Genomic DNA, 22,855 nt, shown 5'->3' on the forward strand with positions numbered 1-22,855 from the left:
GCATGCGGGCATGAAAAAACCCCATGCATCGCTACACGGGGTTTATCTGTTGCTACAGCGAGCCAGAGCTGCATCCGCTCGGCAGCCGCTGACTCACTTTGCCGGTTTCTCGTCAGCCTTCTTGCTCGCTTTGTCCGCTTTTTCCGCTTTCTCGGATTTAGCCGAAGATGACTTGGCTTCGCTCTTCGCGGCAGAACTTGTCGCGGCGCTGCTTGCTTTGGCGCTTTCCTTCTTCTCGGACTTGGCGGCGGAGCTGCTGGCCTTGCCTTCGCCCTTGCTCACCTTGGCATCAGCTTTTGCCGGCGCAGCAGCCGGAACGGTCGTCGCGCCGCTCACCGCGATCTGCCCCTTCAGGTCATCAAAAGTCTTGTCGCCGATACCCTTGACGTTCTTGATGTCATCGATCGACTTGAAATTGCCGTTGGCCTTGCGGTAATCAACGATTGCCTTGGCCTTCGTTGGGCCGACGCCAGGCAGGCTGTCGAGTTCTGCTTCGGTGGCCGTATTGATATTGACGGCGGCAATGGCCATCCCGATGGAAGCAACCAGAGCAACAACGGCAAGCAGCAGTTTTTTCAGCATTGAGGACTCCCGAAGAATGATAAATGAATGTGCAGACGCGCTTTTTTCAATTTGGCGTTTTTCCACTTTTCATATTCGAATCTCGGGAAAACGCCTTACACGCCCTGCATAAGCTTAACGCAGTACCTACCCACACCGGTTGACACGTCAGTGAACGGAAGGTCGTAACCAGCGCCGCGCAGGTTGCTGATATCGGCCTGCGTGAAGCTTTGATACTTACCCTTCAGCGCCTCGGGAAAACTGATGTACTCGATCAAACCCTGCTTCTGCATCTCCTCAAGCGACAGCGCTTCCTTGCCATCAGCACTACGGAAGCTGTTGACGACGGCGACAGCAATGTCATTGAAACTCTGTGCGCGGCCGGTGCCGAGATTGAAGACACCGGAGTTGCCCTTCTCAAGGAAGAACAGATTCGCCGAAACAATGTCATCGACGTGGATGAAGTCGCGCAATTGGCCGCCGTTGCCATAGCCATCGCAGCCCTCGAACAACTTGACCTTGCCCTCGGCCTTGCACTGGTTGAAACAGTGGAACGCCACCGAAGCCATGCGGCCCTTGTGCTGTTCATTCTGGCCATAGACGTTGAAGTAGCGGAAGCCAACGACGGGCGACGCGATATCTGGCATGGCGCGACGCACGACCTGATCGAAGAGCAACTTCGAATAGCCATAGACATTCAGCGGCGCTTCGTACTGCGGCTCTTCCTTGAAGGTGCTGCTGCCGCCATAGGTTGCAGCTGACGACGCATACAGATACGGGATTTGCTGGTCCGCGCAGTAATCAAGCAGCGACAGCGAGTAACGATAGTTGTTGTCCATCATGTACTGGCCGTTGTGCTCCATCGTGTCAGAGCACGCGCCCTGGTGCAGGATGGCTTCAATACCGCCGTCAAATTCGCCGGATTCGATCGCGGCCAGGAATTCTTTCTTGTCGATGTAGTCGGCGATCTCGCACTTCACGAGATTCTTGAATTTGTCACCGCGGGTCAGGTTATCGACCGCAATGATGTTGCTCACGCCACGCGCGTTGAGGCCCGCAACGATATTGGAACCAATGAAGCCGGCTGCGCCGGTGACGACAATGTAACGAGCCATGAATGGATACTCCTGGAAAGTCTTTTAGAACTCTGCACGCATCTCATCTAGCGTGACAGTCGCGGTGCCGAGTTTGCCGACAACAATGCCGGCAGCATGATTGGACAGGCGCATGGCAGTCACCAGATCGCAGCCGCTGGCGATCATTACAGCCAGTGTGGCGATGACGGTATCACCGGCGCCGGAGACGTCGAACACCTCTTGGGCGCGCGTACCCTCGTGCACGGTGCCTTGCTCGCGGAACAGGGTCATGCCTTCTTCGGAACGTGTCACCAGCAAGGCATCCAGTCCGAGCTCCTTGCGAAGTTTCTGCGCGCGCTCGGAGAGGTCTGCGTCGTCCTTCCATCTGCCCACCACCTGGCGCAATTCGGAGCGATTCGGGGTCAGCAGGCTGGCGCCCTTGTAGCGCGAATAGTCTTCACCCTTGGGGTCCACCAGTACCGGCTTGCCGGCGGCACGAGCCAGATCGATCATGTCCTGGACGAGCGTCAGGCCACCTTTGCCGTAATCGGACAGCACCACGACGTCATGATTTGCCAGCTCTTGCTTGTAGCTGTCGAGCTTGGCCTTGAGCACGTCGGCAGAAGGTGTGTTCTCGAAGTCGATACGTAGTAGCTGTTGCTGGCGACCCAGCACACGCAGCTTGATTGTCGTCGACAGGCCGGCATCCTTCTGCATCAACGAACGCACACCCGCTTCGCTGACCAGGCGGCCGAGCGCAAGCGCCGCTTCATCGTCACCCACAACCGACAACAGAGAGACGGTCGCACCGAGAGCCGACCCATTGCGCGCTACGTTGGCAGCACCGCCAGGGCGTTCCTCAGTGCGCTGTACGCGCACGACCGGCACAGGCGCTTCAGGTGAGATGCGCTCTACATCGCCGAACCAGTAGCGATCCAGCATGACATCGCCGACGACGAGGACGCGCGCCTTGCTGGTATCGGGAATCGTCAGTTTTGCCATTGATCTGGTCTTGGATTACTTGCGGCCGATGCCGTAATACTCGAGTCCAGCTGCGCGTGGCAGTTCCGGCGAGAAGATGTTGCGACCATCGATGATCACAGGACTCTTGAGCTTGGCCTTGATCGTATCGAATGCCGGACTGCGGAATTCCTTCCACTCCGTGACGATGACGAGCGCATCAGCACCTTCAAGCGCCGACAGGGGCTGATCAGCATAAGTCAGACGACCATCATCACCGAAGATGCGTTGCGCTTCATGCATGGCGACCGGGTCGTATGCAGTGACGGTTGCACCGCGCTTGAACAATTCCTCGATGATCACGCGGCTCGGTGCTTCGCGCATGTCGTCTGTTTGTGGCTTGAACGCCAAACCCCAGAGCGCGAAGCGTTTATTCGACAGGTCTTCACCGAAGCGCGCAACGATCTTGTCGACCAACACGTGCTTCTGGCGATCGTTGGCTGCCTCGACGGCTTGCAGCACCTGCATTGGCTGACCCACACCATTGGAGGTACGGATCAGGGCCTGTACATCTTTCGGGAAGCAGGAACCGCCATAGCCGCAGCCTGCGTACAGGAAGTGCCAACCAATGCGCGGATCGGAACCAATGCCCTGACGCACCAGTTCGATGTCGGCGCCCAGCTTTTCGGCGAGCAGCGCGAGTTCGTTCATGAAGGAGATACGCGTCGCCAGCATGGCATTCGCGGCGTACTTGGTCAGTTCAGCGGAGCGGATATCGACCACCAGCAGACGTTCGTGATTGCGCTGGAATGGCGCATACAGCGCGCGCATCAAGTGGATGGCTTGCTCGTCCTCGGCACCGACAACGATGCGATCTGGACGCATGAAATCTTCGACTGCAGCGCCTTCCTTGAGGAATTCAGGATTGGAAACCACGCTGTAGGGCACTTCGATGCCACGCGCTTTGAGCTCGTCGGCAATCGCTGCACGCACCTTGTCGCCGGTACCTACCGGCACGGTGGACTTGTCCACGACGACCTTGTAGTCGGTCATGTACTTGCCGATATTGCGTGCCGCCGCTAACACGTACTTTAGATCCGCGGAGCCATCCTCATCGGGGGGCGTGCCAACGGCGATGAACTGGATTGTGCCGTGCGCTACGGCCTGTTCAATATCCGTCGTGAAATGCAGGCGCCCAGCAGCCACGTTGCGCTTCACCATTTCCAGCAAGCCCGGTTCGAAAATCGGAATACCACCCTCTTCGAGAATGCGTATTTTTTCCTTGTCCAGATCCAGGCACAGCACATCGTTGCCGACCTCTGCCAGGCACGCACCAGAAACAAGACCTACGTAGCCAGTTCCAACAACGGTAATTTTCATGATCGTTCCTGCGTGATTTCAATGGATATTATTGGTGACGTCATGCATAGAGTGTCATGGCGTCAGATCGAATTCTTCGGTTCGCCGTGGCGGATAGGATTCCCATTCGCCACAAGCCGGACAGCGCCAGTAGAACTGACGGGCCTTGAAGCCACACCTGGCGCAGCAATAACGCGCAACACGCCGCGTGTGCCCGTGAATCAGCCCCTTGACCAACTCCACATCGGTGCGCTTATCCGCTGGCGCGGTAAAAACCGCAGCCTCCAGCAGCTTATCGAGGCCGAGCACGGTGGGATTGCGTCTGAGTTCGTCACGCACCAAGGCATACGCTACATGGGCGCCCTGATGCTCCATGTCCCACTGGAATACCGACTCCAAGAGATCGAGGGACGGGTAACGTTCCAGATAGTAGCGTAGCAGTTGAATGCCACCTTCCGCGTCATTGGCGCGTCGATACGCATCCATCATCCGCTCGGCCACCTGCGAAAGGAAACCGGGTTCCATTTGCTCCACGCGCTTCCAGGACTCCAGCGCAGCCTTGTCGTCACCCAGTGCGGCGCGGATGTCACCCTCAAGCATGGCGGCCCGTACACAGCGACGATTTACGCGCAGTGCCTCGCCAGTCTGCCGCAAGGCCTCGTCATAGCGCGAATGGGCCATGTCAGCAGCAGCTAGCTCGCAATGGAAGTTGGCAATTTCACGCTCCCATCGATGATCGTTGTCCGGCATCTCACGGGCGATTTCGATGGCCTTGTTCCAGTTCTTTTCCTGCTGATAGATTTCCAGCAAAGCCGGAATGGCCGTATCGCGCAGCGGCGTGTCGCGCAGTTGCTCATAGGCTGCTTCTGCGCGGTCCAGCAAACCTGCCTTGAGATAATCCTGGCCCAGCTCTTCAAGCGCTTGCAAGCGCTGCTCGGGATTGAGATCGTCGCGATCGACCAGGCTTTGGTGGATGCGGATGGAGCGATCCACTTCACCACGCCGCCGGAACAGGCTGCCCAGAGCAAAGTGCAGCTCAACCGTCTGCGGATCGATGCGCACTGCTTCGAGGAATGAGTCGATCGCTTTATCAGGCTGTTCGTTGACGAGGAAGTTGAGCCCGCTTAGATAGGTACGCGGCAGCGATCTCGACTCCCGCAACAAGTGACGAATGTCGATACGGGCAGCAACCCAGCCCAAAGCAAAGAACAGTGGCCAGGAAAGGAGCCACCAGAATTCGAAATCCATCCAGTCAGACCGAGTCGGGGTACTGCGGTTGAGCGCTCTTTACGATGACCGGCTCGCCGCGCAACTTGCGCAGGCGGCCAATTTCGCGACGCTGGGAGACAAGTGTGGACAACATCGCTGTCACGCCCACGGCCGCACCGGCCGCAAACATCAACAACAGCACGAGCACCAGCGGCATCTGCCAATGCGTGCCCAGAAAGAAATTCACTGTGACCAGAGCATCATTCTTGATTGCGAAACCGAGCAAGAGAATGAAGGCCAATAGTCGTAAAAACCAGACGATTATTCGCATCTACGGATTATCCAATACCGCAGGGCAAAAAAGAAGGCGGTCAGTGACCGCCTTCCGGGCAATACAGCTGTGAGAGCATCAAAAACACACGTCACTCACATCAAAACTACTTGCAGACATGACTCGCACAACATCAAGCATGCCCGCTATTACTTCAAGTCGATATCAGGCCGAGACTTCACCGCTTTGATCGACGCGCTCGCGCAGCTCTTTGCCCGCCTTGAAATGCGGGACGTATTTTTCCGGAACCATCACCTTGTCACCCGACTTCGGGTTACGTCCCACGCGTGGCGGGCGATAGTTCAGAGCAAAGCTGCCGAAGCCGCGAATCTCGATTCGCTGACCGCGTGACAAGCACGCGGCCATCTCGTCGAGAATCACTTTGACGGCGAAATCGGCATCCTTGGCGCCCAACTGCGGATAACGCGCAGTCAGGCTCTCAATCAGTTCCGACTTTGTCATGACGGTGCAATAAACCTCTCGACTTATTGCTGCGACGAACCGAGCTTGGCCTTCAGCAGAGCACCAAGATTGGTCGTACCGCTGGCGGCGTTACCGCTGTCAGCTGCCAGCTTCTGCATGGCATCCGACTGCTCGGCCTGGTCCTTGGCCTTGATCGACAGGCTGATCGAACGCGACTTGCGATCGACGTTGATGATCATGGTTTCCAGAGCCTCGCCAACCTTCAGCACGGTGCTCAGATCTTCGATACGGTCACGCGAGAACTCGGAGACGCGCAGGTAACCTTCGACGTCGTTACCGAGGTCGATGACGGCGCCCTTGGCATCCACGGACTTGACCGAACCATTCACGAGGCTGTTCTTGTCGTGCGTCGCAACGAAGGTGGTGAAAGGATCACCATCGAGCTGCTTGACGCCCAGCGAGATACGCTCCTTCTCGACGTCGATGGCCAGCACGACTGCTTCCAGCTCATCGCCCTTCTTGAAGTTGCGGATCGCTTCTTCGCCGGTCAGGGACCACGACAGGTCGGACAGGTGAACCAGACCATCGATACCGCCAGGCAGGCCGATGAAGACGCCGAAGTCGGTGATCGACTTGATGGCACCCTTCACGCGATCGCCCTTCTTGGCGTTCGCAGCGAAATCGTCCCACGGGTTCGCCTTGCACTGCTTCATGCCCAGCGAGATACGACGACGGTCTTCGTCGATTTCCAGAATCATCACTTCGACTTCGTCGCCCAGCTGGACAACCTTGGTCGGGTGGATGTTCTTGTTGGTCCAGTCCATTTCGGAAACGTGAACCAGGCCTTCGATGCCTTGCTCGACTTCAACGAATGAGCCGTAGTCGGTGATGTTCGTGACCTTGCCGAACAGACGCGTGCCCGATGGGTAACGGCGCGAGATGCCTACCCATGGATCTTCGCCAAGTTGCTTCATGCCCAGCGAGACGCGATTCTTCTCTTGGTCGAACTTCAGAATCTTGGCGGTGACTTCGTCGCCAACCGTCAACACTTCGGACGGGTGACGGACACGGCGCCATGCCAGGTCGGTGATGTGCAGCAGACCGTCGATACCACCCAGATCCACGAACGCGCCGTAGTCGGTGATGTTCTTGACGATACCCTTGACCACCGTGCCTTCGGCGAGGTTGGCCAGGAGCTTTTCGCGCTCTTCGCCCATGCTCACTTCGAGCACTGCGCGACGCGACACGACCACGTTGTTACGCTTGCGATCGAGCTTGATAACCTTGAATTCGAATTCCTTGCCTTCGAACGGGGTGGTGTCCTTGACAGGACGCATATCCACCAGCGAACCCGGCAGGAAGGCGCGGATGCCGTTGGTCATGACGGTCAGACCGCCCTTGACCTTGCCGGTAACCAGACCCTTGACCAGCGTGCCTTCGGTGAGGGCTGCGTCGAGGAAGTTCCAGGCGGCAACACGCTTTGCCTTTTCGCGCGACAGGCGCGTTTCGCCGAAACCGTCTTCGAGGGTTTCGATGGCGACAAGAACGAAATCACCAGGCGTAGCTTCGACTTCACCTGCGTCATTGCGGAACTCGTCGAGCGGAATGTAGCTCTCGGATTTCAGGCCGGCGTTGACGACGACAAAGTTGTTGTCGATGCGAACGACTTCAGCGGTAATGACTTCACCAGCGCGCATTTCCTGGCGGGTGAGGCTTTCTTCGAAGAGGGCGGCAAAGCTGTCTTCGCCGACGTTCTGGTTAGGGGCGACTTCTGAGAATGGCATGTGATTGGACTCGGGATCGTCACGCAAAAAACATGACGCTACTGTTAAGAAGTTGAAATACCCTGCTGCACTCTCACCCGGGGAGGGTTGGAAGCACAGTCAGGAACCGTCAAACAATTAATGACAACGACTAGCTCTTGTCGGAAGCGTTGCTGACAAAACGACTTTCAATCAGACGCTCTCTGGCGTGTTCAAGCACGAAAATCACGGCCTGATCAGCAGTCAGCGCGGTCGTATCCAGCAGTACCGCATCTGCACTGGGCTTCAGTGGCGCAACGGCACGATTCGTATCGCGTTCGTCACGTTCACGGAGGTCCAGGACAAGACGTTCAAGGTTAGCAGACAATCCTTTGTCGATCAACTGCTTATAGCGTCTTTCAGCACGAGCCTCGACGCTGGCGGTGAGGAATATCTTAAGAACAGAATCCGAAAAGACCACGCTACCCATGTCGCGGCCGTCAGCCACGAGTCCGGGCCCCTTACGGAAGCCTTTCTGGCGATCCAGCAATGCCGAGCGCACTGCCGGTATTGCAGCAAGCTTCGAGGCGCCATTGCCAACCTCCTCCTGCCGCAGCTTGTCCTTTACGTCCTCGCCATCGAGCACGACCTCTTCGCCGTCAAAGGTCACATCCAGCCGACTGGCGATTTTCACGAGTCGTTCTGCGTCATCGAACGCCACGCCGCTTCGCAGCGCCTGCAGCGAAACAAGCCGATAGATCGAGCCCGAATCCAGAAAATGCCAGCCCAATGAGTCAGCAACACGCGATGCAACCGTGCCCTTACCAGAAGCAGTCGGGCCGTCAATGGCAATCACAGGAACGATTCGATTCATGCGCGCAGCTCTCTTACATCACGTCCAGCGTTTCAATACCGAGCAGACCCAGCCCCGTCTTGAGCGTATTTGCGGTCAGATGGCACAAACGCAAGCGGCTGTCACGCACCGCGCCTTCACTCTTCAACACCGGGCAGGCTTCGTAAAACCGCATGAAATGCGTCGCCAGGTCGTAAAGATAGCCACACAGGAAGTGCGGTGCTGCTTCACGGCTGACCGCATTGATGGCATCGGCGAAGCGCGCCAGCTCGAGCGCCAGCAGACGCTCTGCAGGCTCCTGTAGCACGATCTTCGCCTGCGCATCGGAGACATCGACCTTACGGAATACGCTCTGGATACGCGTGTACGCATATTGCAGGTATGGCGCGGTGTTTCCCTCGAACGACAACATGCTGTTCCAGCTGAACATGTAGTCGCTATTACGATTCTTGGACAGATCAGCGTATTTCACCGCACCGATCCCGACTGCGTGCGAAATCGTCTTGCGTTCTGCCTCCGGCATCTCGGCGTTCTTTTCGCTGACCAGCGCGAAGGCGCGCTCTTCAGCCTCCTGCAAAAGATCGACGAGCTTTACCGTCGTTCCGCTGCGCGTCTTGAATGGCTTGCCATCGTCGCCCAGCATCACGCCGAAACCGACGTGCTCCAGCTTGGTGGCTTCGCCCGCATAACCTGCTTTGCCGCTCAGGGTGAACAACTGCTGGAAGTGCAGCGCCTGTCGAGCATCGACTACGTAGAGAATGCGGTCCGCGTGAAGCGTACCGACGCGATAGCGCATGGCAGCCAGATCGCTGGTCGCATACAGATAGCCGCCATCCTGCTTGCGTACGATATAAGCCTGCGCCTCGCCTTCCTTGTTCTTGAATTCATCGAGGAAGACGACCTGAGCGCCTTCGCTCTCGACGGCAAGCCCCTTGGCCTGCAGATCGGCGACGACAACCGGCAAATCATTGTTGTAGAAGCTTTCACCACGCACATCGTCACGCGTCAGCGCCACGCCGAGTCGTTCGTACACGGCCTCGCAGTGATGCAGGGAGATGTCGAGGAATTTCTGCCACAACGCATTCACATGTGTGTCGCCCCCCTGCAGTTTCACGACGTACTCGCGGGCGGTCGTGGCAAACGCTTCATCTTCGTCAAAGCGTTGCTTGGCACGGCGATAGAAGTCTTCGAGATCAGACAGGGCAATCGCTTCCCCGCCGTCCTTTTCGGCTTCGATCAGATACGCCGTCAACATGCCGAACTGCGTACCCCAGTCGCCCACGTGATTCTGTGCAATCACCGTATGACCGAGGAAGCGCAGCACGCGCGCCAAGGCATCACCAATGATGGTCGAGCGCAGGTGGCCGACGTGCATTTCCTTGGCAAGGTTGGGGCCAGAATAGTCGATGACGACGCGCTGCGACACAGGCTGCGGCACGCCGAGATGCACGTCCGCCAAGGCCTCCGTCGCGAGCGAGGCAAGGTATTCGGGCGACAAGGTGATGTTGATGAAGCCTGGGCCGGCGATCTCGACCTTGCTCGCAATGTCGGAGATGTCCAGCACAGCCACGACCTGCTCGGCCAACTGGCGTGGATTCATCTTGCGCGCCTTGGCCGCGCCCATCACGCCATTGGCCTGGTAGTCGCCGAACTCAGGGCGGCCTGCAGGCGCAACGACAGCCGGTGCATCGGGGCAACCCGCAGCCGCCAGTGCAGCACGGACGCGCGTATCGAGAAGTTCAATCAGAGTCTGTTTCATTGAGGCTTACGTATGGGGCTTACTTAGTGACGCCAGCAAAGACGTCGAAATATTCGGGAAAAGTCTTGGCCGTGCACTTCGGGTCGATGATGCGCACTGGCACACCACCGAGTGCGACCAGCGAGAAGCACATCGCCATGCGATGGTCATCGTACGTATCGATGGAAGCATTCGGCGTGAGCTGCTCCGGCGCAGTAATCCGCAGCCAGCTCTCGCCCTCCTCCACTGTCGCGCCGACCTTGCGCAGTTCGGTTGCCATGGCGGCGATACGGTCCGTTTCCTTGACGCGCCAGCTGGCGATATTCGTCAGACGACACGGTCCGTCGCAGAACAAGGACGCCACAGCGAGCGTCATGGCTGCATCGGGAATGTGATTGAAGTCCATGTCGAATGCGCGCAGCTTGCCGCTTGCAGGCGCCTTGGCTTCGATCCAGTTCTCGCCCATCGTAACCTGCGCGCCGATCGCCTCGAGCGCTTGCGCGAATGCCACGTCGCCCTGAATGCTGTTACGGCCGACACCTTCTACGCGCACCGGCCCGCCACCAATAGCGCCTGCTGCAAGGAAGTACGAAGCGGACGAGGCATCGCCTTCGACGAATACGGTCTTCGGCGAAACATAGCGCTTGCCGCCGGGAATGACGAAACGCTCCCAGCCTTCGCGCTTAACTTCGACGCCGAATTGCGCCATCAGGCGCAGCGTGATTTCGATGTAGGGTTTTGAAATCAACTCGCCGATCACCTCGACGGTCGTTTCCACACCTGTCGTTGGCAAAGCCATCAGCAAAGCAGTCAGGAACTGGCTTGATACGTTGCCTTTCACGCGCACGACACCACCACCGCGAATCTGCGCAGGCTTGATATCGAGTGGCGGGAAACCTTCGTTGGCGAGATAGGTGATGTCCGCGCCCAACTGACGCAGGCCATCGACCAGATCACCGATCGGGCGCTCGTGCATACGCGGCACGCCAGACAATTTGTAGTGACCGCCGGCCAGTGCCAGCGCAGCCGTCAGCGGGCGGAATGCGGTACCCGCATTACCAAGGAACAGATCTGCATCTTTGTTCACAAAACCTTGCGGAGCACCGGTGACGCGATAGTCGCGCTCACCGGTTTTCTCGATCGCAACGCCAAGCTTGGCGAGCGCTTCGAGCATACGATCCGTATCGTCGGAAGCCAGCAGATCGCGGATATCCGTCGTGCCTTCTGCCAAGGCTGCGAGCAGCAGAGTACGGTTGGAAATGCTCTTCGAGCCTGGCAGGCGCACCGTACCCTGTGCCGACTCCAGAGGGGAAAGATCAAGAAATTCCATGACGACCTTCAATCAGACTACATACGGGCCAGTGGACCCGATGGAAATTACACAAGAGCCTTACTGAATCTTGGTGACTCTTACTGGTTCGCAGCCCAGGCATTGCGCGCATCGCTCGCCTCAGCGAAGAGCTTCTCGAGGCCCACGCCATCGCTCTGGATCAACAGAGCGCGCAACCAGGCCAGCTCCGCCAGATAAGCATCCAACTCGGCCAGCAAGGCCTGGCGATTTGCCACGCAGATGTCGCGCCACATTTCCGGATGACTTCCGGCAATACGCGTGAAATCGCGAAAACCCGATGCGGCATATTTGAACAACTGCTCGGCATTGGCGCGCCCCGCCAGATCGTGCACCAGACCAAACGCCAGCAAGTGCGGCAGATGGCTGACGGCGGCAAAAACGCGGTCATGCTCCTGCGGACTCATCTGGAACATGTGTGCGCCACACGCAGCCCAGGCAGCACGCACGGCATCGATGGCGTGCGGCGCATTCTCGGGCAGTGGCGTCAGCACAACCTTCTTGCCGCGATACAGGTCCGCATGCGCCGCCGACGGGCCGCTCTTCTCGGCCCCCGCAATCGGGTGTGCAGGCACGACGCGTTCGATGTGCTCGCCAAGATGCAGATAGATGGCTTCGATCACATCAGCCTTGGTACTGCCTGCATCCGTCACCAGCGTTTGCGCTTCGAGATGCGGCGCCAAGGCAGCCATCACGGCGCCCATCTGACCTACTGGCATCGCCAGCAATAGCAGATCAGCGCCCTTCAGCGCCAGCGCCCAGTCGGACTGCACTTCATCGACGAGCCCGAGTTGCAAAGCTTCATCGAGAGAAGCAGCAGTGCGACCAACGCCCACGATATGCCGAGCTACGCCCGCTGCCTTCAGCGCCGCTGCGAACGATCCGCCAATCAAGCCGACACCGGCAATGACGACGCGTTGAAACGAGGGTTGACTCGGGTTCTGGCCCACGCTCACGCCTTCAGCGCCGCCGCGAGTGCGTCGAGGAAGCGCGCGTTCTCGGCTTCGGTCGAGATGGTCACGCGCAACCATTCCGGCATGCCGTAGCCCGCAATCGGTCGCACGATCACGCCTTGCTTGAGCAGACGGACATTCACACCCGCGCCATCGCCCACCTTGAAGGCGATGAAATTGCCCGCTGATGGAATGTGTTGCAGACCCAGCGCGTCGAGGCCCTTGATGATCTGCGCCATGCCGGCGCGATTGGTTTCGTAGCTGCGCTGCAGGAACTCCTCATCATCCAGCGCAGCTTCGGCTGCAACCAGCGCAAGGCTGTTGGCGTTGAACGGAGCACGCACGCGATTCATCATGTCAGCGATATCAGGATGGGCGGCTGCGTATCCGATCCGCAAACCTGCCAGGCCGTAGATCTTCGAGAAGGTGCGCGACAGCACGAGATTCGGGTAGCGCTGCAACCATGGCACCGCGTCGTAACGCTGCTCGGGTGACATGTATTCGTTGTAGGCCTCGTCCAGCACGACGATGACATCCTGCGGCACGAGCTTGAGGAAAGACTCGATCGCTTCGCCGGAATGGAAAGTACCGGTCGGATTGTTCGGGTTGGCCAGGAAGACGACGCGCGTGTCGGCACCAACCGCATCTGCCATTGCTGCCAGATCGTGGCCGAAGTTACGTGCAGGCACTTCGATGCAACGCGCGCCGATGCTCTGGATCGCCAAGGGATAGACGGCGAACGCATATTGCGAATACACGCCGCTCTTGCCCGGTGTCAGAAAAGCGCGCGCGATCAGCTCGAGTACGTCATTCGAGCCATTGCCCAACACGAAGCTTTCCTGACCCACGCCAAGACGGCGCGACAGCGCCTGCTTCAAGGCAAAACCATTGCCATCCGGATAACGCGCCAGTTCAGCCACCGCAGCCGTCACCGCTGACTGTGCTTTCGGGCTCATCCCGAGCGGGTTTTCATTCGAGGCGAGCTTGAGGATGTCTGCCTCGTTCAGCCCCATCTCACGCGCAAGTTCGGAGATCGGCTTGCCCGGCACATAAGGCGAGATGGCGCGGATATATTCCGGCGCGAGTTGTGAGAACGAAACGGGGGACGACACTGAGGACATCAGATTGCTCCGGAAAACGCGAGGGTTCGGTGATTCACTGAAACTCAGATTGCGGCGATCGGATACGAGCCGAGTATCTTGAGAAAAGCCGCACGTTCCGCGAGCTCCTTCAAGGCAGCCGTCACGGCAGGGTCGTTGCGATGACCTTCCACGTCGACGTAGAACACGTATTCCCACAGCCCGGTACGCGATGGCCGCGACTCGAACTTGGTCATGCTCACACCCTTGTCGGCAAATGGTTGCAACAGCGCATGCACGGCACCCGGCTTGTTCAACGCAGAGCAGACGATGGAAGTCTTGTCGCGACCCGACGGACTGGCATCGTGGCTGGCGATCACGAGGAAACGTGTCGTGTTGTTCGAGTCATCCTCGATATTCGCGTGCAGGATGGGCAGGCCATAATGCTGCGCAGCCTTCTCTCCCGCTATCGCTGCCGCTTCCGGATCAGCGGCCGCCATGCGCGCCGCTTCGGCATTACTCGAAACAGGCAGGCGCGGAATGCCGTAAGCATGGTGCGCCAGCCAGTCATTGCATTGCGATAGCGACTGGGAGTGCGAATAGATGCGCTTGACCTGCGACAGGTCACTGGCCTTCGACATCAGGTTGTGGCGCACGCGCAGGCTGACTTCACCACACACGGAAACCTTGGCCGACAACAGCAGATCCAGCGTACGACCAACCGCGCCCTCGGTCGAATTCTCCACCGGCACCACGCCGTATTCCGCCGCACCGGCTTCGACTGCATGAAAGACGTCATCGATAGTCTGCTGCGGCTGCAGATCAGGCGCGCCACCGAAATGCTTGCCAGCAGCCGACTCCGAATAAGTGCCTTGGGGGCCGAGATACGCCACCTTCATAGGGCGCTCAAGCGCCAGGCACCAGGACATGATCTCGCGGAAGATGCGCTGCACCGCCTCGTTCGACAGCGGGCCGGGATTGCGTTCGGCGATCGCACGCAGCACTTGTGCTTCGCGCTCGGGGCGATACAGCGGGCCACGCTTGATCTCGCCGACCTTCTGCGCACAGCGCGCGCGCTCGGCCAGACGTTGCAGGATTTCACCGTCCAGACGATCAATCTCGCCGCGCACGGCGAGCAAGGCCTCGAGTTGTTCGGGCGTCAGTTCAGCACCGCTCGCTGCGTTGTTGTCAGAGTCAGCCATGGCTCTTCTCGAAATCCTTGAGATACCCACTAAGTGCCTGAACGCCTGCCAAGGACATGGCGTTGTAGAGCGAAGCACGCATACCGCCGACCGATTTGTGTCCCTTCAATTGCAGCAGGCCACGTTCTTTAGCGCCGGCAAGGAAGGCATCGTTGAGCGATTCGTCACGCAGGAAGAATGGCACGTTCATGCGCGAGCGATGCGCCTTCTCGACATGGGTGACGTAGAACTCGCTGGCGTCGAGCGTGCTGTACAGCAGCTCCGACTTGGCGACGTTCTGCTTCTCCATCGCCGCGACGCCGCCCTGGCGCTTGAGCCACTGGAATACGAGATTCGCGATGTAGATCGAATACGTCGGCGGCGTGTTGTACATCGACTTGTTCTCGGCGACCAGCTTGTAGCTGAACGCCGAAGGGCACACTGCCTGCGCCTGCTCGAGCAGATCGTCGCGCACGATGACGACCGTCAAACCGGCAGGGCCGATGTTCTTTTGCGCGCCACCGAATGCCAGCCCGTACTTCGAGATGTCCATCGGGCGCGACAGTATGTGCGAGGACATATCTACAACGAGAGGCACATCCGGCGCGCCGAGCGCAGCCATGTCCGGCACGTCGAAGAACTCGACGCCGTCGATGGTCTCGTTGCCGCAGTAATGCAGATAGGCAGCATCGCTGCGTACCTGCCAATCGGCAAACGCAGGCACCTTGGTGAACTTGCCTTGCGCAGCGCTTGCATCGCGTGCGTTCGCCGCTGCCTTGATGTCGCCGTAACGCTGCGCTTCCTTGATCGACTTCTCAGACCAGGAGCCCGTTACGACGAAATCAGCCTTGTTGTTCTTGCCGAGCAGGTTGAGCGGCACGATGGCGTTCTCGCCGAGGCCACCGCCCTGCATGAACAACACGTGGTAGCCGTCAGGCACCGACATCAGTTCGCGCAGATCGGCTTCGGCCTGCTCGATGATGCTGGTGAACTCCTTGCCGCGATGGCTCATCTCCATCACCGACATGCCGCTGCCATGCCAGTCGAGCATCTCCTCGGCGGCCTGCTTCAGGACTTCTTCAGGCAATACCGCCGGACCCGCCGAGAAATTGAAGACGCGCGTCACTCTGCTGCGCCCTCGTCAGAACCCTCCGCATCGCCTTCAGTCACGTCTTCATCGCTCTCGACGATCTTCTCGATGCTCGACAGTTTGGCACCGTCGTCGAGATTGATCAGCGTGACACCTTGCGTCGAACGACCCAGTTCGCGGATGTCCTTCACCGGGGTGCGGATCAGCACGCCGTTGTCCGCAATCAGCATGACGTGGTCGGTCGGATCGACCAGCACGGCGGCAACAAGCTTGCCGTTACGCTCGGACGACTGGATCGCGATCATGCCCTTGGTGCCGCGGCCATGCAGGGTGTATTCGCCGATATTGGTGCGCTTGCCGTAGCCGTTTTCGGTGGCCGTCAGCACGCTCTGCGTCTCGCCGTGCGCGACCAGCATGGACAGTACGCGCTGACCTTCTTCCAGCATCATGCCGCGCACGCCGCGAGCGGTACGCCCCATCGGGCGCACATCATTTTCGCTGAAACGCACGGCCTTGCCGGCTTCGGAGAACAGCATGACGTTGCAATCGCCGTCAGTGATCGCAACACCAATCAGGAAGTCACCATCGTCGAGGCCCACGGCGATGATGCCGGCCTTGCGCGGGTTGGCGAAGTCGGTCAGCGGCGTCTTCTTCACGGTGCCCTGAGCGGTCGCCATGAAGATGAAGTGGCCTTCGTCGAATTCCTTGACTGGCAACACGGCCGTGATCTTCTCGCCTTCGATGAGCGGGAAGAGATTGACGATCGGCTTACCGCGCGCATTGCGATTGCCTTCCGGCACTTCATAGACCTTGAGCCAGTACAGACGGCCGCGGTTGGAGAAGCACAGGATGTAATCGTGCGTATTCGCGACGAAGAGCTGGTCGATCCAGTCGTCTTCCTTCGTTGCCGCGGCCTGCTTGCCGCGCCCGCCGCGCTTCTGCGCGCGATAGTCAGCGAGTGGTTGGCGTTTGAAGTAGCCGGTGTGCGACAAGGTCACGACCATGTCTTCCGGCGTGATCAGATCTTCAATATTGATGTCGGACGTACCGAGCACGATCTCCGACTTGCGCGGATCGCCGAACTGCTCGCGGATCGCGCGCAGCTCATCGGAAATGATCTGCGTGATACGCGCAGGCTTTGCAAGGATGTCGAGCAGGTCGGCAATGATGTCCATCACCTCCTTGTACTCGCCGACGATCTTGTCCTGCTCCATATTGGTCAGGCGCTGCAGCTGCATTTCCAGAATGCGCTGCGCCTGCACTTCGGAGAGGCGATAGCCCTGCGCCGAGAGGCCGAACTCTTCGCCGAGACCGTCAGGCCGGTATTCGGCCACCATCGCACGCGACAGCATTTCCTCGACCAGCGGCGAGCGCCATTCACGACCCATCAATTCCTGCTTGGCGATTGCCGGCGTGGCAGCAGCCTTGATCAGGGCGATGATCTCATCGACGTTGGACAGCGCAACGGCCAGACCTTCGAGGATGTGGCCACGCTCACGCGCCTTGCGCAGCTCGAACACGGTGCGACGCGTGACGACTTCGCGGCGGTGCGCGAGGAAGCATTCCAGCATCTGCTTCAGGTTCAGCAGGCGCGGCTTGCCGTCGACCAGCGCCACCATGTTCATGCCGAAGCTGTCCTGCATCTGCGTCTGCTTGAACAGGTTGTTCAGCACGACCTCAGGCATTTCACCGCGCTTGAGTTCGATGACGACACGCATGCCCGACTTGTCCGACTCGTCGCGCAAATCGGAAATACCTTCGATCTTCTTCTCGCCCACCAGCTCGGCAATCTTCTCGAGCAGGGTGCGCTTGTTAACTTGATAGGGCAGCTCGTCGATGATGATCGCCTGCCTGTCGTTGCTCTTGGCGATGTCTTCGAAGTGCGTGCGCGAACGCATGATCACGCGGCCACGGCCGGTGCGGTAGCCGTCATGTACGCCCGACAGGCCGTAGATCAGGCCCGCGGTCGGGAAGTCCGGCGCCGGCACGATTTTGATGAGCTCTTCGATATCCGTATCCGGGGCGCCCAGCAGCGTCAGACAAGCCTCGATGACTTCAGACAGGTTGTGAGGCGGGATATTGGTCGCCATACCCACGGCAATACCCGAGCTGCCGTTGATGAGCAGGTTTGGCACGCGGGTGGGCAGTACGGTCGGCTCGAGCTCCTTGCCGTCGTAGTTAGGCTGGAAGTCGACCGTTTCCTTCTCGATGTCGGCCAGCAGATCGGCCGAAATCTTGTCCAGACGGCACTCCGTGTAACGCATTGCAGCCGCGTTGTCGCCGTCGATGGAGCCGAAGTTGCCCTGACCGTCGATGAGGGTGTAACGCAGCGAGAAGTCCTGCGCCATCCGCACCAGGGTGTCGTAGATGGCCGAGTCGCCGTGCGGGTGGTACTTACCCATCACATCACCGACCACGCGCGCGCATTTCACATAGGCTCGGTTCCAGGCGAAATTGGATTCATGCATGGCGTACAGGACGCGACGATGGACCGGCTTCAGACCATCACGAACATCTGGCAGCGCCCGACCGACGATCACGCTCATGGCGTAATCGAGGTACGAAGTGCGCATCTCTTCCTCAAGACTTATCGGAAGTGTTTCCTTGGCGAATGAATTCATGTGGCACGGGTATCGTAGTATTCGGGCTGCGCAAGACCGGACAGCGCAGAAGGAACCTTTCACCCCCTCAAGAAGGAAGGGACGAAACAGGCCGGTAAAGCGCGCAATTGTAACATGCCGCACCCTCCCCTAGCCCGGCCCCCGGGATCGACCCAACCAGACTCGAAGCAAGCCCGCCCAAGCCCATGGAACAAGTCGCCGAACAACTGGACCTGCTCATCGAAGCCCGCTGGGTGATTCCCGTCGAGCCCGCCAACGTCACGCTGGAACACCACGCGATCGCCATCCGCGGCGAAGAAATCGTCGCCGTCCTGCCGATCAGCGAAGCGCGCATGCGCTTCAGCGCCGCGCAGACTGTCAGCCTGCCGGAACACGTACTCATCCCCGGCCTGATCAATCTGCACACGCATGCGCCGATGGCTCTGATGCGCGGCATGGCCGATGACCTGCCCCTGATGCGCTGGCTGATGGAAGAAATCTGGCCAGCCGAGAGCGCACATGTCTCCGACCGCTTCGTTTTCGACGGCACACTGGTGGGAGGCGCCGAAATGCTGCGGGGCGGCATCACCTGCGCCGCCGACATGTATTTCTATCCGGATGCAGCTGCCCGCGCGTATGAACAGCTCGGAATGCGCGCGGTGATCGGTATGACCGTGATCGACTTTCCAACCAATTACGCTTCGACGGCTGCAGATTATCTGAGCAAGGGCTTGCAGGTGCGTGACAGCTGGCGGGACCACTCGCGCATCAGCTTTGCCTTGGCGCCGCACGCGCCTTACACGGTATCCAACGCCACCTGGGAGCGCATCGGCTCACTGGCAGAAGAACTCGACGCCCTGATTCACACCCACGTCCAGGAGACGGCCGGAGAAGTCACAGAGAGCATCGAAAAACACGGCGTACGCCCCCTGGAGCGCCTGCGTTCGCTTGGCCTGCTTGGCCCCAACTTGTTGATAGCCCACGCCGTACACCTGAATGGAGAGGAGATTCGCCTCCTGGCCGACAACAATGTCGGTGTCGCGCACAACCCTACATCTAATATGAAGCTGGCCAGTGGCGCGGCGCCAGTGGCCGACATGCTCGCCGCCGGCATCCGCGTTGGCCTGGGTTCGGATGGCGCTGCCAGTAACAATCGACTCGATATCTTCCAGGAAATGCGTATGGCCAGCCTGCTCGCCAAGCTCACAACGGGAGACGCCAGCGTTCTGCCGGCACACAAGATGCTACAGATGGCAACGATCGATGCCGCGCATGCCCTTGGGATGCAGGCAAAAATCGGGAGCTTGCTACCGGGCAAGAAGGCGGACATTGTTGCGGTGTCTCTTGACACATTGGAAACCGCGCCAGTGTTTGATCCAGCCTCACATCTGGTCTTCGTTTCAGGCCGGGAGCATGTCGCTCAAGTCTGGATTGCAGGGCATACCCTGATTCAAGACGGGGGCTTGTTGCATAATGACAACAAAGAATTGCTGGGCATTTCACGACTGTGGCAGAATTCCTTACAGAACCGACGCCTCACAGCAAATCCGGGGTCTGTTTGATATCTCCCTAACAACAGAGCAGCGTAATTATTGCTCTGCAGTTTGACCACTAGTGTGGGCATCGGAATTCCGGTCTGTCCATTTGTTTGTAATCAGCCTTGCAACGAGGAGCATATGAAAACAACTCACAAATTTCTTCTGGCCGTTCTGGCTGCAACAAGTTTTTGCGGCGCGGCTCACGCGCAATCGAAGAGCGGCTTCCTGATCACCGACGGCAAAGGCGACCAACCGTACATCCTTACCGGTGAGCGCGTTATCGAGCGCGACGGCACGGGCAACTGCCTGCGCTCGACCATCTGGAGCAAGGCACTTGCTCTGCAAACCAAGCTGGTGAACGCTCCATTCCCGGCTGGCTGCTATTGCGAAGCTGAATACGCAAACGAAGCAGTTTGCAAGCCTGCCCCAGCTGCACCAGCACCCGCACCAGCTGCTGCCCCAGCGCCAGCTGCTGCTCCAGCACCTGCTCCAGCACCTGCTCCTGCTGCCGAGAAGGTCAACATCCCGGCTGATGCACTCTTTGCCTTCAACAAGGCTGAGATCAGCGACCTGGGTCAAGAAAAGCTGGCAGCATTTGCTGACCGCGTTACCAAGCTGAAGTCGCTGGAAGTTGTTATCGCCGTCGGTCACGCTGACCGCATCGGCTCCGACAGCTACAACCAGGCTCTGTCCGAAAAGCGTGCAAACGCTGTGAAGGACTACCTCGTCAGCAAGGGTGTTCCTGCTAACCGCGTCTACACCGAAGGCAAGGGCAAGAGCCAGCCGGTGACGGGCAACGAGTGCCGCAAGCTGGGCGCTGAAAACGGCAAGAACAAGAAGCTGGTTGACTGCCTCGGCGCTGACCGTCGCGTTGAACTCGAAGCTGTCGGTGTGAAGTAATCACTGCCGCTACGGAGAAAGCCCTGCTTCGGCAGGGCTTTTTTTTGCTGCAAACCCGAATGAAATTGCGTCAATAGTTCACCGCTCCAAGCCCGAGGTTAGCTCCAATGATCGAAACCAATGCAGATGACAGCGAGATTGCCAAGTTCAGCGCCCTGGCGCATCGTTGGTGGGATCCCGAATCCGAGTTCCGCCCCTTGCACGAAATCAATCCGCTGCGGCTCGACTGGATTGACCAGCATTGCGCTTTGAGTGGCAAGACGACCATCGACATCGGTTGCGGCGGTGGCATCCTCGCTGAAAGCATGGCGCTTCGCGGAGCGCACGTAACAGGCGCAGATCTCTCCGAGAAAGCACTCGCCGTGGCGAAGCTGCATCTGCTGGAAAGTGGGGCGAAAGTCGAATACCTGAAAATCGCGGCCGAGACCATCGCCGAGGAGCGCCCTGCTCACTATGACGTCGTCACCTGCATGGAGATGCTGGAGCATGTGCCCGATCCGGCCAGCACCGTTCGCGCCTGTGCAGAGCTGGCAAAGCCTGGTGGCGCGGTATTCTTCTCGACCATCAACCGCAATTTCAAAGCCTACCTGATGGCCATCATCGGCGCCGAGTACGTCCTCAATATGCTGCCGCGTGGCACGCATGAGTATGCGCGCTTCATCAAACCTGCAGAGCTGAGCCGTTTTGCGCGTGAAGCTGGACTCGACAGCGTCGAGATCATTGGCATGCATTACAACCCGCTCGACAAACGTTACAGCCTGGGCCGGGGCACCGACGTCAATTACCTCATGCGCTGTATCAAGAGCGCCTGAGCGGATGCGCACACACACGGCCTATCCGCAGGTTCGCTGCGTATTGTTCGATCTTGATGGCACGCTTGTAGACACCGCGCCCGACCTCGGCGCAGCCTTGAACCGCACACGTGTTGAAGACGGACTGCCAGCCTTGGCCCTTGCCCAGCTTCGCCCCGTCACCTCTCAAGGCGTACGTGGCCTGCTGCGCGAGGGCTACGGTATTGGCCCCGACGACGTGCGTTATGCCACGTTGGCCGACCGGGTGCTTGCACATTACACCGACAATATCTGCGTCGACAGTGCACTATTTACCGACATGCCGGCCCTGCTTGCGCGCTTGGGCGTACAAGGCCTCAGTTGGGGCATCGTCACCAACAAGCACACCCGTTTCACTACCCCGCTGGTGGCAGCACTCGGGCTGCCGCAATCTCCATCGTGTGTCGTGAGCGGAGATACGACACCGAAAGCCAAGCCCGCGCCTGAACCACTACTGTACGCAGCGGCAGCCTGTGGCGTTACGCCCGGCGAGTGCGTCTATCTCGGCGACGATGAGCGCGACATCATCGCTGCACGAGCCGCCGGCATGGCATCGTTCGCAGTGCGCTGGGGTTACATCGGCACGGACAAGCCTATTGAAGACTGGGGCGCCGACCACATAATCGATCATCCGCTCGAGCTCATGGACTACCTGCCCCCCGCAGCGTAGAATTGACGGGCTGGGGGCGACCTGGTTTCGACGGGGGTCGCGAAGCAGCTTGGTGCATACCGAGGATCAGTTACCTCGTAAATCCATCTGAAAAGTTCTACTCGCAAACGACGAGCAATTCGCTGTAGCCGCTTAAGGCTGTAGCCACTGCACTGATTGGTCTCTGGGTCAGATGGGGTAAAACCCATGGCAGTGTCATTTACAGGGACTCGTGCTGCATCGGGTTACTTGGTGCGGAGCTAAAAAATAGGTAACTCGCATTGCGCTGGCCTGTCGATCGGCTATGCGCAGTGTTAAATCAAATAGACCGACTAAGTATGTAGATCCGGTTGTAGAGGACTTTCGGACGCGGGTTCGATTCCCGCCGCCTCCACCATGACCCAAACAAAAAGCCACCTCCGGGTGGCTTTTTGT

At 58.9% G+C, this 22,855-nt stretch carries 19 protein-coding genes, 1 other RNA gene and 1 pseudogene; 5 read left to right on the forward strand and 16 right to left on the reverse strand.

From position 1 onward, the window contains the following. Window positions 1–93: 93 nt before the first annotated feature. From VVD49_RS19710 to gyrA, 16 genes and pseudogenes are all read right to left on the reverse strand, one after another. Window positions 94–648 carry a ComEA family DNA-binding protein gene (locus VVD49_RS19710; protein ID WP_327600942.1) on the reverse strand — a complete coding sequence of 185 codons (555 nt, stop codon included), beginning with the start codon at window positions 646–648 and terminating at the stop codon, window positions 94–96. A gap of 29 nt (window positions 649–677) precedes the next feature. Next, window positions 678–1,676, reverse strand: a complete 999-nt coding sequence (gene rfaD, locus VVD49_RS19715; RefSeq protein WP_327600943.1) for an ADP-glyceromanno-heptose 6-epimerase — start codon at window positions 1,674–1,676, stop codon at window positions 678–680. A 24-nt stretch (window positions 1,677–1,700) separates the two neighbouring features. Beyond that, a complete protein-coding gene (gene rfaE1, locus VVD49_RS19720) occupies window positions 1,701–2,639 on the reverse strand; it encodes a D-glycero-beta-D-manno-heptose-7-phosphate kinase (protein ID WP_327600944.1) in 939 nt (312 codons plus the stop codon). Between the two features lie 15 nt (window positions 2,640–2,654). Further along, on the reverse strand, window positions 2,655–3,977 hold the full coding sequence (locus VVD49_RS19725; RefSeq protein ID WP_327600945.1) for a UDP-glucose dehydrogenase family protein: 1,323 nt from the start codon (window positions 3,975–3,977) through the stop codon (window positions 2,655–2,657). 54 nt (window positions 3,978–4,031) lie between these two features. Continuing rightward, window positions 4,032–5,204 carry a lipopolysaccharide assembly protein LapB gene (gene lapB / locus VVD49_RS19730; RefSeq protein WP_327600946.1) on the reverse strand — a complete coding sequence of 391 codons (1,173 nt, stop codon included), beginning with the start codon at window positions 5,202–5,204 and terminating at the stop codon, window positions 4,032–4,034. Window positions 5,205–5,208: 4 nt separating this feature from the next. Next, the gene (locus VVD49_RS19735) at window positions 5,209–5,496 is read right to left on the reverse strand and encodes a lipopolysaccharide assembly protein LapA domain-containing protein (RefSeq protein ID WP_327600947.1); all 288 of its coding nucleotides are present in this window, start codon (window positions 5,494–5,496) and stop codon (window positions 5,209–5,211) included. Window positions 5,497–5,661: 165 nt separating this feature from the next. Further along, a complete protein-coding gene (locus tag VVD49_RS19740) occupies window positions 5,662–5,958 on the reverse strand; it encodes an integration host factor subunit beta (RefSeq protein ID WP_327600948.1) in 297 nt (98 codons plus the stop codon). A gap of 23 nt (window positions 5,959–5,981) precedes the next feature. Further along, on the reverse strand, window positions 5,982–7,703 hold the full coding sequence (gene rpsA, locus VVD49_RS19745; RefSeq protein WP_327600949.1) for a 30S ribosomal protein S1: 1,722 nt from the start codon (window positions 7,701–7,703) through the stop codon (window positions 5,982–5,984). Between the two features lie 130 nt (window positions 7,704–7,833). After that, a complete protein-coding gene (gene cmk, locus VVD49_RS19750) occupies window positions 7,834–8,535 on the reverse strand; it encodes a (d)CMP kinase (protein WP_327600950.1) in 702 nt (233 codons plus the stop codon). Window positions 8,536–8,548: 13 nt separating this feature from the next. Further along, window positions 8,549–10,273 carry an arginine--tRNA ligase gene (gene argS, locus VVD49_RS19755; RefSeq protein WP_327600951.1) on the reverse strand — a complete coding sequence of 575 codons (1,725 nt, stop codon included), beginning with the start codon at window positions 10,271–10,273 and terminating at the stop codon, window positions 8,549–8,551. Window positions 10,274–10,295: 22 nt separating this feature from the next. Then, window positions 10,296–11,582, reverse strand: a pseudogene (gene aroA, locus VVD49_RS19760) (3-phosphoshikimate 1-carboxyvinyltransferase); the annotation flags it as partial. Between the two features lie 80 nt (window positions 11,583–11,662). Next, window positions 11,663–12,550, reverse strand: coding sequence for a prephenate dehydrogenase (locus VVD49_RS19765; RefSeq protein WP_327600952.1), 888 nt, complete (start codon window positions 12,548–12,550; stop codon window positions 11,663–11,665). A gap of 2 nt (window positions 12,551–12,552) precedes the next feature. Continuing rightward, window positions 12,553–13,674 (reverse strand): histidinol-phosphate transaminase, encoded by a 1,122-nt coding sequence (gene hisC, locus VVD49_RS19770; protein ID WP_327600953.1) that lies wholly within the window; start codon window positions 13,672–13,674, stop codon window positions 12,553–12,555. A gap of 44 nt (window positions 13,675–13,718) precedes the next feature. Continuing rightward, window positions 13,719–14,834: a prephenate dehydratase gene (gene pheA, locus VVD49_RS19775; RefSeq protein ID WP_327600954.1), complete on the reverse strand. Its 1,116-nt coding sequence runs from the start codon at window positions 14,832–14,834 to the stop codon at window positions 13,719–13,721. Continuing rightward, on the reverse strand, window positions 14,827–15,939 hold the full coding sequence (gene serC / locus VVD49_RS19780; protein ID WP_327600955.1) for a 3-phosphoserine/phosphohydroxythreonine transaminase: 1,113 nt from the start codon (window positions 15,937–15,939) through the stop codon (window positions 14,827–14,829). Before serC ends, pheA begins: the two co-directional genes overlap by 8 nt. Next, window positions 15,936–18,524 carry a DNA gyrase subunit A gene (gene gyrA / locus VVD49_RS19785; protein ID WP_327600956.1) on the reverse strand — a complete coding sequence of 863 codons (2,589 nt, stop codon included), beginning with the start codon at window positions 18,522–18,524 and terminating at the stop codon, window positions 15,936–15,938. Before gyrA ends, serC begins: the two co-directional genes overlap by 4 nt. Before the next feature lie 185 nt (window positions 18,525–18,709). On the opposite strand from gyrA, the gene VVD49_RS19790 reads away from it, so the two are divergent. The 5 genes from VVD49_RS19790 to ssrA all read left to right on the forward strand — a co-directional run bounded on the left by VVD49_RS19790 (window position 18,710) and on the right by ssrA (window position 22,817). Next, the gene (locus VVD49_RS19790) at window positions 18,710–20,065 is read left to right on the forward strand and encodes a TRZ/ATZ family hydrolase (RefSeq protein ID WP_327600957.1); all 1,356 of its coding nucleotides are present in this window, start codon (window positions 18,710–18,712) and stop codon (window positions 20,063–20,065) included. Between the two features lie 114 nt (window positions 20,066–20,179). Continuing rightward, window positions 20,180–20,941, forward strand: a complete 762-nt coding sequence (locus tag VVD49_RS19795; protein ID WP_327600958.1) for an OmpA family protein — start codon at window positions 20,180–20,182, stop codon at window positions 20,939–20,941. A gap of 107 nt (window positions 20,942–21,048) precedes the next feature. After that, entirely contained in the window at window positions 21,049–21,753 is a 705-nt protein-coding gene (ubiG, locus tag VVD49_RS19800) for a bifunctional 2-polyprenyl-6-hydroxyphenol methylase/3-demethylubiquinol 3-O-methyltransferase UbiG (RefSeq protein ID WP_327600959.1), read from the forward strand. A 4-nt stretch (window positions 21,754–21,757) separates the two neighbouring features. Continuing rightward, window positions 21,758–22,441 (forward strand): HAD family hydrolase, encoded by a 684-nt coding sequence (locus VVD49_RS19805; RefSeq protein ID WP_327600960.1) that lies wholly within the window; start codon window positions 21,758–21,760, stop codon window positions 22,439–22,441. Window positions 22,442–22,453: 12 nt separating this feature from the next. Next, window positions 22,454–22,817, forward strand: a transfer-messenger RNA (tmRNA) gene (gene ssrA / locus VVD49_RS19810). Window positions 22,818–22,855: the final 38 nt, after the last annotated feature.

Origin of the sequence: Uliginosibacterium silvisoli, from assembly GCF_036017035.1 — a bacterium.
Lineage (GTDB): Bacteria > Pseudomonadota > Gammaproteobacteria > Burkholderiales > Rhodocyclaceae > Viridibacterium > Viridibacterium silvisoli.

Excerpts from the sequence above, each read along its gene's own strand:
- rfaD (WP_327600943.1), bottom strand. The coding sequence starts at position 1,676 with ATGGCTCGTTACATTGTCGTCACCGGCGCAGCCGGCTTCATTGGTTCC.
- rfaE1 (WP_327600944.1), bottom strand. The coding sequence starts at position 2,639 with ATGGCAAAACTGACGATTCCCGATACCAGCAAGGCGCGCGTCCTCGTC.
- VVD49_RS19725 (WP_327600945.1), bottom strand. The coding sequence starts at position 3,977 with ATGAAAATTACCGTTGTTGGAACTGGCTACGTAGGTCTTGTTTCTGGT.
- lapB (WP_327600946.1), bottom strand. The coding sequence starts at position 5,204 with ATGGATTTCGAATTCTGGTGGCTCCTTTCCTGGCCACTGTTCTTTGCT.
- VVD49_RS19735 (WP_327600947.1), bottom strand. The coding sequence starts at position 5,496 with ATGCGAATAATCGTCTGGTTTTTACGACTATTGGCCTTCATTCTCTTG.
- VVD49_RS19740 (WP_327600948.1), bottom strand. The coding sequence starts at position 5,958 with ATGACAAAGTCGGAACTGATTGAGAGCCTGACTGCGCGTTATCCGCAG.
- rpsA (WP_327600949.1), bottom strand. The coding sequence starts at position 7,703 with ATGCCATTCTCAGAAGTCGCCCCTAACCAGAACGTCGGCGAAGACAGC.
- cmk (WP_327600950.1), bottom strand. The coding sequence starts at position 8,535 with ATGAATCGAATCGTTCCTGTGATTGCCATTGACGGCCCGACTGCTTCT.
- argS (WP_327600951.1), bottom strand. The coding sequence starts at position 10,273 with ATGAAACAGACTCTGATTGAACTTCTCGATACGCGCGTCCGTGCTGCA.
- hisC (WP_327600953.1), bottom strand. The coding sequence starts at position 13,674 with ATGTCCTCAGTGTCGTCCCCCGTTTCGTTCTCACAACTCGCGCCGGAA.
- pheA (WP_327600954.1), bottom strand. The coding sequence starts at position 14,834 with ATGGCTGACTCTGACAACAACGCAGCGAGCGGTGCTGAACTGACGCCC.
- gyrA (WP_327600956.1), bottom strand. The coding sequence starts at position 18,524 with ATGAATTCATTCGCCAAGGAAACACTTCCGATAAGTCTTGAGGAAGAG.
- VVD49_RS19790 (WP_327600957.1), top strand. The coding sequence starts at position 18,710 with ATGGAACAAGTCGCCGAACAACTGGACCTGCTCATCGAAGCCCGCTGG.
- VVD49_RS19795 (WP_327600958.1), top strand. The coding sequence starts at position 20,180 with ATGAAAACAACTCACAAATTTCTTCTGGCCGTTCTGGCTGCAACAAGT.
- ubiG (WP_327600959.1), top strand. The coding sequence starts at position 21,049 with ATGATCGAAACCAATGCAGATGACAGCGAGATTGCCAAGTTCAGCGCC.
- VVD49_RS19805 (WP_327600960.1), top strand. The coding sequence starts at position 21,758 with ATGCGCACACACACGGCCTATCCGCAGGTTCGCTGCGTATTGTTCGAT.